This window comes from Shewanella corallii, from assembly GCF_023349125.1.
Classification (GTDB): domain Bacteria; phylum Pseudomonadota; class Gammaproteobacteria; order Enterobacterales; family Shewanellaceae; genus Shewanella; species Shewanella corallii.
This window is the reverse complement of sequence record NZ_JAKIKT010000008.1, coordinates 162,603-178,681: the sequence shown is the minus strand read 5'-3', so window position 1 is coordinate 178,681 and position 16,079 is coordinate 162,603. Positions and strand designations below refer to the sequence as shown.

The following is a 16,079-nucleotide window of genomic DNA, read 5'->3' as shown; positions in this document are numbered from 1 at the left end:
TTGCCCTGGGAACACTTACTCCCTCCGGGCCGGTTAAAGAGAATCACAATCATGGGGAGAGTGTAAATTCCTATGTGGACTGATATAGGTTTCGGTTATACTGCGCCGATTGAAATCGAGTAAGGCAAAATTCTGTGAGCAATCAAGTCCTGTTCCCCCTGCGCGCCGGGGATGAATTTATTGAACTGTACAAGCTGCTGAAGGCTGAAGGCCTGGTGGAAGGTGGTGGGGAAGCCAAGCATGTTATTGGTGAAGGTATGGTACAGGTTAACGGTGAAGTTGAGACCCGTAAGCGTAAAAAGCTGGTGGTTGGCGACAAAGTCGAATTTCAGGGCACAGTTCTGGAAGTTGTGGCTGAATAGAACCCTTTGGTTCTCCTTAATTGATAGTGGAGCAAAACATGCAATATCCTGATGATGACAATGGCAAAATGCTGCAGGCAATGGCCGAGTCAGGTATCGATCTGACCAAGTCTCTGGATGTGGATTTTTTCCTGGTATTTGAAGATAAGCGTGATGCTGAATCTGCGCTGGAAGATCTGGTTGCCCGTGAAGAAGAGGGTGAACTGGAGATCAACTTCAACGAAGAACTGAAAAAGTGGGAACTGATAGTCACCCTCAACATGGTGCCTGAGTATGAAGCTATTGTTGCCCGTGAAGTTGCGTTGAACGAATTCGCTTCTGAATATGATGGTATGACAGATGGTTGGGGCGTAATGCAGCATCAGGAAGGTGACGCAGAGTTTGCCGATGATGATCATGAGTGCGGTGATCACTGCCACCATTGATTGATAATGATTTTCAAAAACCACCCAAGCGGGTGGTTTTTTTTTGCCTGAATACAGGTAGGCTCATTGGCTGTTTTGTGTATGTTGTAAAGGCGGTACTGAATGGACGATGAGTCAAGGTTGAAAGGAATGGAAGCCGATCCCCAGTTGTTACCTGAAGATCTCTTACCTGAGGCGCAAGCCGGTGATCCCCTGGCTCAGTATCAGCTTGGCAGTATGTATGAGACGGGAGAGGATACCCGGCAGGATTATGATGCCGCTATTCAGTGGTATAGCCTTGCAGCAGAGCAGGAGTTTTCGCGAGCTCAGTACGCATTGGGATTGCTGTATCACGAAGGCCGGGGAGTCGAAGCCAATCCGGCGACCAGCTTGTTGTGGGTGCGCAAAGCTGCTGCACAGGAGCTTCCTGAGGCGATGGGGCTGTTGGGATATCTGTATGTCAGCGGCCAGGGCGTTGACAGAGATGAGCAGGAAGCGGCGCGGTGGTTCAGTAAGGGCGCACTCAAGGGTAACGCTTATGCACAACATTCTCTGGGGGCTTGCTACCAGCATGGTGTTGGGTGCGAAAGCAACATAGAAGAAGCTATCTACTGGTATCAGGCGGCTGCACAAAATGAATACTGCCCCTCACATATGAGGCTGGCCGACATCTATAGTCGGGGATTGGGTGTTGACAGCTCGCCCGAGCAAGCGTTCTTTTGGTATCAGCAAGCAGCAAAACTGGGGTTTGACGAGGGGCTGTTGGCTGTTGCTGACTGTTACGCTTATGGACAGGGCGTGGAAGAAGATGAGCCCAAGGCGCTTGCCATTGTCCGGCAGCTAGCAAAATCAGAGTTAAACGAAGCCATCATGCAGTTGGCTTTCTACCACAGGCAGGGGATTGGAACCCAAGCCGACACCCATAAAGCACTGGAACTGTTCCATAAACTTTCGGCCAGAGATGATGCTAATGCTGTCTTCCAAATTGGATACACCCATAGTCAGGGGATAGGGATTGAAGCCGATCCTGAACTGGCCGTTGAATGGTATCTGAAAGCCGCTGAAATGGACCATGACTGGGGACAGTACAATCTCGGAATACAGTATGAGTTCGGTAAAGGCGTTGCTCAGGATCAACAGCAGGCGCTCCACTGGTATCGACTGTCAGCCAATCAGGGAAACAGTTGGGCGCAAAATAAACTGGGACAAGCTTATCTGAAAGGCAAGGGCCTGGAGACCAACAGCTATCTGGCAGAGCTCTGGATGCGACGCTCGGCTGAGCAGGGTTATGACACAGGACAACACAATCTGGCTGAGTTTTATGACTCACTGCCTCAAATCGAAGGTCACTTCGAGGCTGCTCTCTACTGGTGGGAGCAGGCTGCCCGTAATGGTAATGATGACAGCCAATATGCACTGGGCTTTCGTTTAGACAAAGGCGATGGAGTCGAGCAGGACTATGAGAAAGCCGCGGCATGGTACCAGCTGGCTGCGGAGCAGGGACACGACCTGGCTCAGAACAACCTTGCAGTGCTTTATCAGGAAGGGAAAGGTGTCAGCTGTGATGAAGCCAAAGCCTTCGAGCTTTTCCAGCAGTCGGCAGAGCAGGGAAATCCCAGAGCACAGAGTAATCTCGGTTTATGTTATGAGTTTGGCCGTGGCTGTGAAAAAGATCTTCAGCAAGCCCTTAACTGGTATCTCAGCGCCCATGAAAGGGGTGATCGGGATGCGCCTGCTCGGCTGGCCAAGCTGTATTTTTACGAGCTTGAAGATGAGGCTGAATCAATCTCCTGGCTGCCTTTGGCGGTTGAGTCCGGCGATCTCTGGTCCATAAATCAGCTTGGGGTCAAGCTGCTCAATGGTGAAGGCGTGGAGCAGGATATTGATGCCGCTCTTGACCTGATAGCAAAAGCCGCAGAATTGGGGCTGGCCAGCGCTCAACGAAATTTGGGGCATTGCTACTTCAATGGTGACGTGCTGGAGCGGAATATGGGATTAGCTCTGCACTGGTATAACAAGGGGGCAGAGCAGAATGACCTCAAGAGTCAATTGATGTTGGTACAACTCTATGGCGAGGCGGGAGAGTTCTGCGATATTGAGCGTGAGCTTTACTGGTCTCACCTGGCAGCAGAGCAGGGGGATCTTGATACCCAATACAATCTGGCCGTGGCATACCGACGAGGAAATGGTATGGAGCAGGACGCCAGTCAGGCTGTTTATTGGTACGGTCAGGCCGCCAAACAGGGTGATATGGAAGCCATGTATGAAATGGGGTGTATGTATCTGGATACTCCTGAAGTCGTCGATGCCGGGCAGGCTATGGTTTGTTTAAAGCGCGCTGCCGACGCCGGATTTACCAAAGCACTGTTCCGCCATGCTATAGAGTATCTAGATGGTGGTTGTCAGCCCCTTGATACAGGCTTCGCCTGCAACCAGTTATTGGCATTGGCCGAGCAAGGTTACTTACCCGCACAGGTGACACTGGGGGAATTGATGCTGGAGCCGGATACAGAGGAGTTTGCTCCAGAGGCCGGGCTGCACTGGATAACTCAGGCTGCACAGAGCGGCCATAGTCGTGCTCAGTTCCTGCTTGGCTGCTTTTGCTTTCACGGAGAAGTGTGTGAGCAGGATATCTGTTTGAGTTTCCACTGGCTGTTGACCAGCGCCCACAATGGCTTTGATGAAGCGCAGGTGGCCCTTATTCGCTACTACCTTGTGGGAGAAGGCACAGAGGTTGATCATACTCTGGCGTTCTCATGGGCCAGAGAGGCTGCGCTGAAAGGTCACCCTGTGGCCCAATACATGATGGGCCGCTTCTATTACGAAGGGGTGGGCATCGGTGAAGATGAAGAGCATGCCAACTATTGGTTTGAGCAGTCTGCCAGTCAGGGCAATGAAGATGCAATTAAGTGGCTGGGTAAAGAGCATTGATTAAAGTCATCAATGTTGATTGTGCTTTGTGTCGACCTGAGTCTTTAATCCCGAGAAACAAAGTGAGAATAGTGTGACCAATAAAGTTCCTTGCAAAGAGTGTGGAGTTCAGATTCTACCAGAGACCGCAGGTAAAACAGGCGGAATTTGCATGGCCTGTAAGAATGGTATTCGTGCCAATCTTGAACAGGCAAAAGCCTACTACCAACGAGAGCGGGAACTTGAAAACTCATGTCCATTCAGGAGTTACTGGCGCGACTTGGTTTCCCGGGTATTTGATTCTCAGGGTGGCTTCGAATCATTAAACGACAACGAAAAGCTCTACTACTCGGTTAATTGTCTCAATAGTGAAATCCATAACGGAGGTTTCGCTCAGTATTTTGATAACTCTGCGGGAGAGCACGCTGCCTATGCGGAAATCGGGTTGGCAACATTAGGCGCAAATGACGCATTAAGGTTGTTTCGGGAAGCGCGTTATATTGCTTTTGGAGATGCTGAGGTGCCTGTTGATAGGTTGGTTCGTATGAAAGCCGTTGAGCGAGAGGGAGTGTTCACCGCGCTGGATAAGCTGGATGATGAATATTATAAAGACCTTGATAACCTTGGGAATAAGCTGGAGCAGTTCGCCTTGGACAAAGGTTTAGTTTGTAATGCCAATATTAGATTGAAATGAGTTTTCTGCTGTTGTGAGCTGGTAGCCTGGGGAAATGATGCTACCACTCAATCTGTATTTTTGTACCCACCTCAACCAGCGCCATAAACTCATCCATTTCAGAATTGGTTAAGGCGATGCAGCCATCTGTCCAATTGAAGTTTTGCATAATGGGAGATAGCCAACCAAACCAGTTTTTCTGGCCGTGGACCATAATCATGCCACCGGGAGAAACACCCTGTTGCCGGGCATTTTTCTTGTCCGCAGCATTGGGGTAATCAGGGGCTGTTGACCTTTGAAGATGGTTTTTGCAGCATTTTGTCGTTGTTTTATACAAAGCAACGCGATTGAAGTGTAGTTGTTCTACATAAATGAGCGTTAATGCAGTAGAAAGCGACGACAAACGCTGCCCGAAGGGCTCGGCTATACGCGCTTTACTCTTTGTTGCAAGGTATTTGCTTAGGCCCACTAGGCTACACACCTTGCGTCGCGATTAAAGCGCGTCTATCTCGAGCAAAATTCAACCATGAAAGGTCATCAGACCCTAATATGCATGGAGCGATAAAATGAAGAGCTTTCGTTTTTATAATCCAGAGTATAAGTACCTTCAGGGGTTTTCTGATCTCCCTCCTGCTGCTTGTGACCTTTAGGCTCACCACCAAAAACCACATGGTACTCACGGACCAGTTCATCACCATCGTACAGGTACATCTTGTGCTCTGATTTATCCACTTTGACCAGGTCAACGCCAGCCCATGAAATATTGGTGAACAAGAGCAGCAGGGGCATGAGAAATTTCATTATTTGGTTCCTGATATCTGTTAACGCAAACGTCAAAGAAATCGAATGATATTGCTAAGCATCAAGAATGATCCTACGGCCATGATCATATACTTGGTCTTATCGGCCAGTTTAAATAGCTCACCCTGATGCTTGCCGTAAATATTTCCGCTCAGACCTATCAACAGAGTCGCCGGGATAAACAGCAACAGAGTGACGACAAAGAACCAGCGCATACGGTACCAGGGGATGTGATCTGCAGGAATGTCGAGGGGTTCCATAATGCCATTGCTGTTTGCTTCGCTCATTCTGTCTCCATACCTTGCTTAACAACTTTAGTTATTGTTTTCAAAAATGATTCAATAGCCTTGCCGATAGTCACTTTAGTGTCGCCTGTATATCCGATACAACCCCACAAAAGGCTAGAGTTATGAGTGCCGGGTAGCACTTTGGTTATTAGGAGCAAACTAACGTGAGTAAAATGCCTGGCCAACCTGAATGAGAGTGAAGCGCGTCTGCCGCTCCGGCATCCGATCATGACTGAAGGTGCTGAGGCTTCCGTTAATCTGGCTTATGTCACCTTTTTGCAGCTTTTTTCTTTCCTGTAGCTGCCATAAACTGATCCAAACATTACAGGGAGTTAAGTTAATGGCGAAGCACATCAGTTTCGGTACACCGGTCAATGATGCCGAGCGCTGGGCGTTCAGTATGCTCAGTGAAGAACTGCCGGAACATTACCTGTTGCTGACCAATGTGGAGATCCCCACAAAAACCGGTCAGGCGATGGAAGTGGATGCTCTGGTCGTTGGCGAGTGGGGGGTATATGTGGTCGACGTCAAAGGCTATATGGGCAGGCTCAATGCCGGCTTGCACGCCTGGTCTTTGGATGGACGCGGTATCGACAACAGCTTGTCCAAAGCCAACTATGTGGCCAGAGTGCTGGCGGGCAAACTCAAGCACAGAATTCCCGTGGGTGTATATGCCCCCTGGTGTCAGGGCATGGTGTTTGTGACCGGCCGTAAGGGAGAAGAGATTGAACTGGAAAAAGATGATGGCTCTCTCAGTATCTACACTCCCAGACAAATTGTTTCTGCGCTGACCAGTGAATGGGGGCTGACGGCGCCCCGCGCCCATCAGGTTACCGCGGAGCAACGTGAAATGGTGCTCGACACCATAGGCCAGGTTGCCGTGGTCGAGAGCCGCAACAACCGTATTCAGGACTTTATCAAGCTCAAGTGCTTGTTCCTGCACGCCGGGCTTGAAATATGGCAGGCAGAATACAGTCCGGGCGGCTGGACTGCGCCCTGGCTTTTGAAGATATTACTGCCGGTGCAGTTTGATGATGATTATGACGCTGAACGTCATGAGCAGCAGCTCAGGGAAGAGTTTCAGCGATTGCAGGCATTGTCTGGTTGTACTGGTGTTCCCGCCTGTGCGCCTCTGATTCAGGATGGTGAGCAGCTTATTCTGCCTATTCGTATGCCCCGCGGCGTGCCGATGAATGTATTTGAAGCCGAACGTAAGACCACTTATCAACTGCTGGAGATATTGCGTCGTTCGGTAACTGGCCTGCAGCAGATCCATCGCCGTGGCTTCAGCGTCAGTGGTTGGGCGGAAAACTGCGTATTTATCTCAGATGGTGGTGATGTTGAATATATCGACATCAAAGACAGTCTGGATGCCGCTGACGACATTCAGGCCTATGCAGAACGATTTGCCCAATTGGCGGAACTGACCAACCAACCCAGGGTTTATCAGTGGTATCGTCAGGCAATTAAAGGGGCGACCACAGATCTGGATGCCCTGCGCTGTGACCTCAGTGCACTGATCGATCAGGGGGTATGTGACACTATCCCGGAGAAAGTGGAGGTGAAAGTCGGGGCTGTGCTTGATCACCATTACCGACTGGAACGGTTTATTACCTCAACTGAGCAAAGCCAGTTCTGGCAAGGGACCCATATTCAGGGACGCTATCCTGTGGGGATCAGTCTGTATAAACAGGTCGATAAAGTCTGGCCCTGTCTGAGTGCCCTCTATCGCTCCCTTTCACGCATCTATCATCCCAATATTGAGCGGGTACTGACATTTGGTCAGCTGCCTCAAAGCCAGACACTGTTTATTGTGCGGGCATGGGAAGAGGGCTGCTCCCTGGATGAGCTCAACACTTTCGAACCCGGCGACGGTACTCGTTGGTTTGCTGAGTTGCTCAGTGCGCTGCAATACCTTCACCAACTGGATATACACCACGGCGCTATTTGTCCCAAGAATATTATCATCAGCCGCGAACGGGCGTATTTGATGAACTTTGGTGTGGGGCTGGATATTGCGGCAAGCCACTATGCCAGCCAGTATGCCGATCCGCTGATTTGGGAGGAGGAGAGTGACGAACTGAAAGACATCTATGGTCTGGTCGCCAGCTTTGTTGATGCCTTCACCCCATCAACCATTACCGGCAGTAAGGATGCCAACGCCATGTTGAATGCGCTGGCGGCATTTGACCCTGAGTGGTTGGGCAGAGATTTTTACAAGGCTTGCGAGAAGGTCCTGAAGCATGAGTTTCAACCTGAGCCGGGCCAATGTTATCTGCAATTGTTCGGTTTGGGTAACTGCAATGATTAACCGAGTCGGTATGGCGCAAACAGCTCCAGTATCCAGTCGGTAAACGCGGTAATTCGGCCATCCGGGTCACCTGACTGCAGGTGTCCCGGAGTCAGCAGATAGTAACTGTACTGACTGTGATAGGGGATATCAAAGGGGATCACCAGGCTACCATCCGCCAACTGAGGTTCTATAAAAAAGCGGGGGATAAGGGCAACCCCCATGCCGCTGGCAACAGCTTGAGCCAGCATATAAAAATGCTCCACGCCGAACTTCTCTTCCACCGTCAGCTTTACCCCGGCCTGTTTTGCCCAGTCACGCCAGTTGCTGGGACGGCTGGTGTGTTTCAGCAGAGTCACGCGGTTAAGGTCATCCAATGTGTGCAGCTCCTGTGCCAGAGCCGGTGCACACACCAGACACATCTCTTCATCCATCAGCTTTATATGCCTGCAATCCTCCGGTGGATTGATGCCGGAGCGGATAGCGATGTCATAGTGCTGGCGGCGAAAATCCACTTCAAAATCACCAATCGACAGGTCTACAAACAGCCTGGGATTGCGGCTTCTGAACTCTTCAAGTCGAGGGATCAGCCACTGGATACTCAGACTGGGAAGCACATTAATGCTCAGGTTACCGCTGCGGGCGTTGTGCTGCTTGAGGTCAGCAGTTGCGACATTAAGGGTTTGCAAGGCCGACTGGACATGGGGTAGGTATTGGCTGCCCTCCCGGGTTAGGGTGATTTTCCTGTGTTCCCGGATGAACAGCTCACAACCGAGAAATGACTCCAGTGCTTTGATCTGTTTGCTAATGGCACCATGGGTCACATACAGCTCGTTGGCGGCCAGGCTGATGCTTGAAAGTCGGGCGGCGGCCTCAAAGGCAACCACAGCATTTAACGGGGGCAGGGATGCAGGCAAGTCTGTCTACCTATATGTGAGTTATTCTCACATTTTAATGAAAATAACTCCTTTGTCATCAGGCATAAAACTCAGTTTAATACTTACCAATCCTGACCAATAACAAGATCTGCTTAAGTACTCATGGAATTCGAACTGACGCTACACATTGCCGCTTTGCTGTTTGCTACTGCTGCCCTTGCGGGCTTTATCGATGCGATTGCCGGAGGCGGGGGATTACTGACTATTCCCGCGCTGATGTGGGCAGGCCTTACGCCCACGGCTGCCCTGGCCACCAATAAGCTGCAGGCCTGTGGTGGCAGTTTCTTTGCCAGTCTGTATTTTGTGCGCAAGGGGCTGGTCAGGCTGGCGGATCTAAAGTTACCCCTTGCCTGCGCCTTTATCGGCTCCGCTCTCGGTACTCTGGCGGTGCAACAGATAGACACCAGTATTTTGGAGGTGCTGTTGCCCTTCCTGATCCTGGGGATTGGCGCCTACTTTTTGTTTTCTCCAAAGGTGACCGACGATGACAGGCACAGGGTACTGACACCCACTGCATTTTCTTTTACCGCTGCACTGGGCGTAGGCTTCTACGATGGCTTTTTCGGTCCAGGTACCGGCAGCTTCTTCGCGCTGGCGTTTGTGATGCTGGCTGGTTTTGGTCTGGCTAAAGCCACAGCACATGCGAAGCTGCTGAACTTCTCTACCAATATTTCATCTCTGATCTTTTTTGCTCTGGGCGGCAAAGTGGTTTGGCTGCTTGGGTTGTTGATGCTGGTAGGCCAGGCACTGGGTGCCACCCTGGGTTCACGTATGGTGGTGACTAAAGGCAGCAAGATTATCAAGCCATTGGTGGTGACCATGTCATTGCTGATGAGCCTTAAGCTGCTCCATGGTCAATACTTTTAATTACGTTTTTGAATGGCTTAGCGACATCCTGACCTCTGATTGAACAGAGTTAAGCCTTGCCTGTGAATTCCTTCAGGCAAGGCTTTGTATTAAATGGGTTTCACTTCATACTAGGGGCAGTTTTTACGCCTCAGTACTGAAACAAGCATGCGCATACTCCACACCTCCGATTGGCACCTGGGTCAGTCCTTCTATGGCAAATCCCGGGCGGCTGAACACAGAGCTTTCCTTGACTGGTTACTTGAGCAGATCCAGCTGCATCAAATTGATGCTCTGATTGTGGCCGGTGACATTTTCGATACCAGCTCGCCCCCGAGCTATGCCCGAACCCTGTATAACCAGTTTGTGGTGCAGATGCAGGCCAGCGGCTGCCAGTTGTTTATTCTGGGCGGCAATCATGACTCTGTGGCCATGTTGAGTGAATCCCGGGAGCTGTTGGCTTGTCTGGGCACTCAGGTTATCCCCGGCGCCCTGGCTGAGATTGAGCAGCAGGTGTTTGTGATTAAGGACAGACAGGGGCATGCGGCGGGAGTACTGGGAGCAGTACCATTTCTCAGACCCAGAGACCTTATCACCAGTGAAGCCGGTGAGGATGGCAGTCAGAAGCAACTCAAACTGGGTGAAGCAATTAAGGCCCACTATGAAGCGATTTTTGAGGCTGCCAAACGGGCGGCTGACCACCCATTACCTGTGCTCCTGACCGGCCACCTGACCACAGTCGGTGCCAGCAGCAGTGAGTCGGTACGGGATATCTATATCGGCACCCTGGATGCCTTCAATGCCAATGCTTTCCCCAAGGCGGATTATATCGCCCTGGGTCATATTCACAGGCCGCAAAAGGTCGCCAGGAGTGAGCATATTCGCTATTCAGGCTCGCCCATCTGTTTGAGTTTCGACGAGCTCGGCAGCCGCAAGCTGGTGTTGATGGCGGAGTTCGATAGCGGCTTGTCATCTGTGACAGAGCTGGAGGTTCCTTTGTTTCAGCCGATGCAGGTGATCAAGGGAGACCTGGAAGAGATTGCCGGTCAGATAGAGGCAATCACACTGCCGGGCGAGGGCAGTGTATGGCTTTCGGTGGAAGTACAGACTCAGGAGTACCTGTCTGATCTACAGGCCAGAGTGCAAAAAATGGTGGAAGGTAAGCCGCTGGAAGTGTTGCAGCTCAAGCGGGTACGTCAACGTCAGGCATCGTTAGAGGCCGGTGAGCAGGAAACGCTCAGCGAACTCAGTGTTGATGAAGTATTTGAGCGCAGGCTGACACTGGAGCACTTTGATACCCAGGCGGAGCAGGCAAGGTTGGAGCGTATGAAGCAGATGTATCGTCAGGTGGTAGAAGCCGTCGCCCATGATGAAGCGGGTGAGAGTAAGGAGCTGAATGCGTGAAAATCCTGAGCCTCAGATTTAAGAACATCAATTCGCTCAAAGGTGAGTGGAAGATTGATTTTACCCGGCAGCCATTTCGCGATACCGGTCTGTTTGCTATTACCGGTCCCACGGGGGCGGGCAAGACCACAATTCTGGATGCCATCTGTCTGGCGCTGTATCACCAGACCCCGAGATTATCGACTATCTCCAAAAGCTCAAATGAACTGATGACCCGGGGAGCTGCCGAGTCACTGGCTGAAGTTGAGTTTGAAGTCAAAGGTGTTGGATACCGTGCATTCTGGAGCCAGAGACGAAGCCGGGGCAAGGTGGATGGTAATTTGCAGGATGCCCAGGTCGAGCTGGCGAAGCTGACCGATGACGGCGATGAGATCCTGGCGTCTCAGGTGAAGCGCAAGAATGAGCTGGTGGATAGCATCACAGGCCTTAACTTTGCCCGCTTTACCAAGTCTATGATGCTGTCCCAGGGGCAGTTTGCTGCTTTCCTGAACGCAGATGCCGGAGACAGGGCCGATCTGCTGGAAGAGCTTACCGGCACCGAAATTTACGGTCTGATTTCCGAGCAGGTCTATGAAAAGTTCAGCCTGAGCAAGCAGCATCTGACCAATCTGAAAGCCCGGGCCGAAGGGGTTGAGCTTAAGTCTGAGCAGGAGTTGCAAGCACTGGCTGAGCAGCAACTGGGCATAGAGCAGGAGTTGACTGAGCTTGAGCACAAGGTGCAGCAGGCTCAGGATTGCCACAATTGGTTGCAGCAGCTGATCCAGCTTCATGAGCGAGCAGCCAATCTTGAGCAGGCGCTCAGCAAGGCACAGGCAGCGCGTGAGCAGAATAAACCTGAGCTGGATAAACTGGCGCGGGCAGAGCCGGCAGCCAGGCTCAATGGCTATTTCCAACCACTTTGCCAGTTAACTAAGCGGTTGGGACAGGATAAAGCTCAACATCTTCAGCGGCAGGAACAGGGCCTGCAGTTGCAGGCTGAACTGCTGCGTCAGCAGGAAGTTATCGAAGCTGTTCAGATCAAGCAGACTGACGCTAAAGCGGCGTTACAACAAATGCGCAACCTTGTGGATGACAAATTGGCGCCTCTGGATGAGCAGTTCAGAAATCTGGCAGAGCGTCAGCAGGAGTTGAGCCAGAGTCAGAGCCATGAACAAGAATTACTGCAAGCTGCCAAGACTGAGCTGACAGACAAACAGCAGGGGATTACCAATTTAAAAACGTCTGCGCAGCAGCTGCGGGCGCAGCTGGATGCCTATCCCCATGGCGAGTTGATTGAAGCCAATATCAGCGGCTGGCAGCATCAGCTGCAGCAGTTGGCAGGTACAGGCAAAGAGCTGGAGCAGTTGAACAGTCAACTTGCTGACAGACAAAACGCATTGCAAACCTTGCCAGAAAGATTCAATGAATTACAGCGGCAGCAGCAACAGGCTGAGTTGGCCCTGACGGCGGCCAATCAGGCTAGTGTTCCACTGACTGATGCCATGAGCCGTGCGCTGGGGGAATTTGATGAAGCCGGACTGACCCGTGAGCTTGGCAGGCTGCAGCAGCGCCAACCTTTGCTCATTAAAATGCAGGGGCCGATCAAAGATTACCGCCAGTTGCTGGCTGAGGATGACCGACTGCAGCAAACCCTGACGGGATCTGCGGCTGAAGTCGCTCGTTGGCAGCGAGAGCGTGAACAGCTGAGGCAGGACTTTAAACAGCAATCCGCTCATCTTGAGGATGTGACCAAACTGATTGAGCAGGAACAGAAAATTGCCAACCTCAGTCAGTTGCGGGCGTCACTGGAGGTGGATCAGGCCTGCCCTCTGTGTGGCTCAACCCAGCACCCTTTGGTGGATGACTATCAGGCGCTGGATGTGAATGAGACTGACCTGCGCAGGCAGCAACTGCAGCAACAGGTCAACGAGATCATGGTTCAGGGCAAGGCGCTGGCCAAGATGATAGAGCAGCGTCAACTGCAGGATCAGGTCTCACAGGAGCGTCGTAACGATATCCAGAAAGAGATGCAGCAAGCTGTTTCCGACTTTGAACAGTTGAAGCAGCAGCTTATTGCGCTGGGTGATAACTGTGAGTATCAGCTGGACAGGCCTGAGCTGGTGGAGGCGGCGCTCTGTGAGTCAGACACTCTGCTTGCCAGCCTGAATGAACGTCTGTCTGAGTTCAGACAGGCGCAAGCTCAGTGGCAACAAGGGCAGCAGGAGCTGGTGCGCCTGCAAACGTCACTGCGCGAAGTCGAGCACAACAGGGAACAACTGCTGAGTGAACAGGAGTTTGTGCAGCAGGGAATTGCTGAGCTGGATTCCCGGGTATCTCAGTTGTCTAATCAAAACCAGCAGCAAAGTGATGCGCTCTGCAACACCTTGTCCTCAGTAGGACTCAGCTTACCGGCTGCGGCGGAAATAACCGCCTGGGCCGATAAACTCACCGCCGAACAGGCCAATTGGAAGCGGGTGACGGCAGAGCTTGTTGAAAACGAAAAGCAGATGCTGGCTGAGGAGCGCGCATTGCCACAGCTTGAAAAGCAGGCCGCGCAGCTTGAGGAGAGTGCGGCGCAAAAGGTTGCGGCACTTGCAAAAGTCGGCGCTGAGATTCAGGCCAACCGGGATGAGCGTCTTGGCTTGGCCGGAGAGCAAACTCAAAGCGAACTGATTGGCGGTAAACAGTTGCTTGTGGACACAGCCACTGCTGAGCTGGATTCTGCCAAAAACGCTGCTGATGAGTTGAGTCGCAACCTGGCCAGCACTCAGGGGCAGCAGCAAACATTGAGCGGTAATATCCAGCAACTGGAAGCCCAGCAGGCCGAGCTCAGTCACAATTGGCAGCAGAAACTGGCAGACAGTGAATTTGCCGATGAAGCCGACTTTACCGCAGCGCTGCTGGATGACATCGAAATAGACCGTTTGATGGCGCTGCGCAAGCAGATTGAAACTTCTGTTGAAACGGCGCAAACCGAAACCCGGGTGGTGCAGGAGCAGCTGCAGCAACTACTACAGAAAGGCGAACAACAAGGCTATCTTGACAGCGAACAGCGAGCTGAACAGGAATATCTGGCAGAGCTGAGCCAAAAGCTGACAGAGGCAAAATCCAGCAGGGATGAGGGACGTATGCGCCTTGGTGAGGTTAAAGCAATAATCGCTGAAGATGGTCGAAGACGGGAAGGGCAGCAGCAGTTGTTTGCGCAAATTGACGCCGCCACAGCCGAGTATGAAGACTGGGATGCGCTTAATGGCCTTATCGGTGCCCGGGATGGTAAGAAGTTCAGGGTATTTACCCAGGGCCTGACGCTGGATCATCTGGTGGCGCTGGCAAACCGCCAATTGACAAGGCTTCACGGTCGTTATGAACTCAAGCGTAAGTCTGCAGGTGTTCTTGAACTTGAGGTACTGGATACCTGGCAGGGGGATGCGTCCAGAGATACCAGAACCCTGTCCGGCGGGGAGAGCTTTTTGGTGAGTCTGGCACTGGCGCTGGCACTGTCGGATCTGGTGAGCCACAAGACCAGTATAGATTCACTCTTCCTTGATGAAGGCTTTGGTACTCTTGATGCCGATACTCTGGATATGGCGCTGGATGCTCTGGATAACCTTAATGCTTCCGGCAAGATGGTAGGTGTGATTAGCCACGTTGAGGCGATGAAGGAACGTATTCCGGTACAGATTAAGGTGCGTAAAATGACAGGGCTGGGATACAGCCAACTGGATCCCCGCTTCAAGGTCACTGCTGTCGAGGAGAGCCTGGCCTGAGGTTACATAAATGTGACTCAGGTCGGTCGGTAGAGGGAACCCTTGGAGTTTCCTTTTGTCGAATTGAATAATTTTGCTATAAAACGGGCTGTTGCCCGTTTTTTTCAGGGATTTGATAACTCCTTTGGTTAGTGGTGAGAAACGAATTGCAAAAGCGTAAAGATATAAGCCGGATCATGCCTTCAGTCCGTTTGAACTCTGTTCAGAAAAAGTTGGTGCTGGCATCCGGTCTGCTCGTTGGGGCGGCACTCCTGTGGCCAGGCCAGCAGGATAAGGTCAATCCGCCTGTTGCTGTGCCGCTTGAGCTTAATTCGGTTGCAGAAGATACCGCCAGGCTTATTGAAGCCATCAGTGGTAAACCGGATTTTGAGTTTGTAGTGGAAAAAGGGGACACCCTGAGTTCTCTGTTCCAGCGCGCCGGTGTGGATCAGCAAACCATGTACCGGGTGTTGGAAGCAGATTTGAACATTCTGGCACTGGACACTCTCCAGCCCGGCAACAAGCTTGAGTTCTATCTGGATGATCACAAGCAGCTCACCAGAATGGAGCTGTACTTCAGTCCGGCCCGCCAGGTGGAGTTTATTGTTGAGTCTGACGGCAGTTACCGTCACAGAGAAATCATTCATGAGGGGTACTGGCGTAATCGTGAGATCAGTGGTGATATCCAGGGCTCTTTCTATGCTTCTGCCCAGCGAAAAGGCTTAACTGCCGCTGAAATTCAGCGGGTTGAAGAGCTGCTGCAGGACAAATTGAACTTTGCCCGGGAATTGCGCGCAGGTGATACCTTTAATGTACTGTTGAGTGATCAGTTTGTAGATGCCGACCCGACAGGTAACACCAGGGTGCTGGCGGTGCAGATTGGCAATGGCAGCCGCCAAATCAATGCATTTATGGCGGATGATGGTCAGTTTTATGATGAACAGGGCCACAGTCTGGCCCGGGCATTCCAACGTTACCCTCTGGAACGTAAATACCGTATCAGCTCCAGCTTCAACCCTACCCGCAAGCACCCGGTGACCGGCCGGATTTCACCCCATAACGGCACTGATTTTGCCGTCTCCACAGGCACCAAAGTGCTGTCTCCGGGCAACGGTGTGGTCAGTCTGGTAACCAACCACAGATATGCGGGCAAATATATCGTGATTGATCATGGCAGTAAGTACCGTACCCGCTATTTGCACCTGTCCAAGACGTTGGTGAAGAAGGGGCAAAAGGTGAGTCGGGGTCAGTTGATCGGCTTGTCGGGCAATACCGGCAGAACAACCGGCCCACACCTGCACTATGAGTTTATGATCAATGGTCGTCCTGTGAATGCCATGACTGCCAAAATCCCTATGGCACAGAGCTTAACCAAAGCAGAAATGGATACCTTCGCAGCCAGAGTGTACAGCTACAAGATGCAGATGGGGCTGGTCTAG

Annotated in this window: 13 protein-coding genes; 9 read left to right on the top strand and 4 right to left on the bottom strand. The window is 51.7% G+C overall.

Annotated elements, in window-relative coordinates:
• Positions 1-134 precede the first annotated feature (134 nt).
• The 4 genes from L2725_RS18590 (at position 135) to L2725_RS18575 (ending at position 4,370) form a co-directional block, all read left to right on the top strand.
• Positions 135-362 (top strand): RNA-binding S4 domain-containing protein, encoded by a 228-nt coding sequence (locus L2725_RS18590; RefSeq protein ID WP_249250328.1) that lies wholly within the window; start codon positions 135-137, stop codon positions 360-362.
• A 38-nt stretch (positions 363-400) separates the two neighbouring features.
• Entirely contained in the window at positions 401-787 is a 387-nt protein-coding gene (locus L2725_RS18585; RefSeq protein WP_249250326.1) for a ribonuclease E inhibitor RraB, read from the top strand.
• A 102-nt stretch (positions 788-889) separates the two neighbouring features.
• Complete coding sequence (locus tag L2725_RS18580; protein ID WP_249250325.1) at positions 890-3,697, top strand: tetratricopeptide repeat protein; 2,808 nt, start codon at positions 890-892, stop codon at positions 3,695-3,697.
• A 73-nt stretch (positions 3,698-3,770) separates the two neighbouring features.
• Complete coding sequence (locus L2725_RS18575) at positions 3,771-4,370, top strand: DMP19 family protein (RefSeq protein ID WP_249250324.1); 600 nt, start codon at positions 3,771-3,773, stop codon at positions 4,368-4,370.
• Positions 4,371-4,410: 40 nt separating this feature from the next.
• Here the strand turns inward: L2725_RS18575 and L2725_RS23335 are convergent, their stop codons facing one another.
• The 3 genes from L2725_RS23335 to L2725_RS18555 form a co-directional block, all read right to left on the bottom strand.
• Positions 4,411-4,818: a L,D-transpeptidase family protein gene (locus L2725_RS23335; protein ID WP_346429399.1), complete on the bottom strand. Its 408-nt coding sequence runs from the start codon at positions 4,816-4,818 to the stop codon at positions 4,411-4,413.
• Between the two features lie 68 nt (positions 4,819-4,886).
• On the bottom strand, positions 4,887-5,150 hold the full coding sequence (locus tag L2725_RS18560; RefSeq protein ID WP_249250323.1) for a L,D-transpeptidase family protein: 264 nt from the start codon (positions 5,148-5,150) through the stop codon (positions 4,887-4,889).
• Between the two features lie 32 nt (positions 5,151-5,182).
• Entirely contained in the window at positions 5,183-5,437 is a 255-nt protein-coding gene (locus tag L2725_RS18555) for a hypothetical protein (protein ID WP_249250322.1), read from the bottom strand.
• A gap of 340 nt (positions 5,438-5,777) precedes the next feature.
• Between L2725_RS18555 and L2725_RS18550 the strand changes: the two genes are divergently transcribed.
• Positions 5,778-7,748, top strand: coding sequence for an NERD domain-containing protein kinase family protein (locus L2725_RS18550; RefSeq protein WP_249250321.1), 1,971 nt, complete (start codon positions 5,778-5,780; stop codon positions 7,746-7,748).
• Here the strand turns inward: L2725_RS18550 and L2725_RS18545 are convergent.
• Positions 7,745-8,644: a LysR substrate-binding domain-containing protein gene (locus L2725_RS18545; RefSeq protein WP_249250320.1), complete on the bottom strand. Its 900-nt coding sequence runs from the start codon at positions 8,642-8,644 to the stop codon at positions 7,745-7,747. The two genes, L2725_RS18550 and L2725_RS18545, sit on opposite strands and share 4 nt — an antisense overlap.
• Before the next feature lie 123 nt (positions 8,645-8,767).
• On the opposite strand from L2725_RS18545, the gene L2725_RS18540 reads away from it, so the two are divergent.
• The 4 genes from L2725_RS18540 (at position 8,768) to L2725_RS18525 (ending at position 16,079) form a co-directional block, all read left to right on the top strand.
• Complete coding sequence (locus tag L2725_RS18540) at positions 8,768-9,532, top strand: TSUP family transporter (RefSeq protein WP_249250319.1); 765 nt, start codon at positions 8,768-8,770, stop codon at positions 9,530-9,532.
• Positions 9,533-9,679: 147 nt separating this feature from the next.
• Complete coding sequence (gene sbcD, locus L2725_RS18535; RefSeq protein WP_249250318.1) at positions 9,680-10,915, top strand: exonuclease subunit SbcD; 1,236 nt, start codon at positions 9,680-9,682, stop codon at positions 10,913-10,915.
• Positions 10,912-14,661, top strand: coding sequence for an SbcC/MukB-like Walker B domain-containing protein (locus tag L2725_RS18530; protein ID WP_249250317.1), 3,750 nt, complete (start codon positions 10,912-10,914; stop codon positions 14,659-14,661). The genes sbcD and L2725_RS18530 overlap by 4 nt, the downstream gene beginning before the upstream one ends.
• Before the next feature lie 176 nt (positions 14,662-14,837).
• A complete protein-coding gene (locus L2725_RS18525) occupies positions 14,838-16,079 on the top strand; it encodes a peptidoglycan DD-metalloendopeptidase family protein (RefSeq protein WP_249250316.1) in 1,242 nt (413 codons plus the stop codon).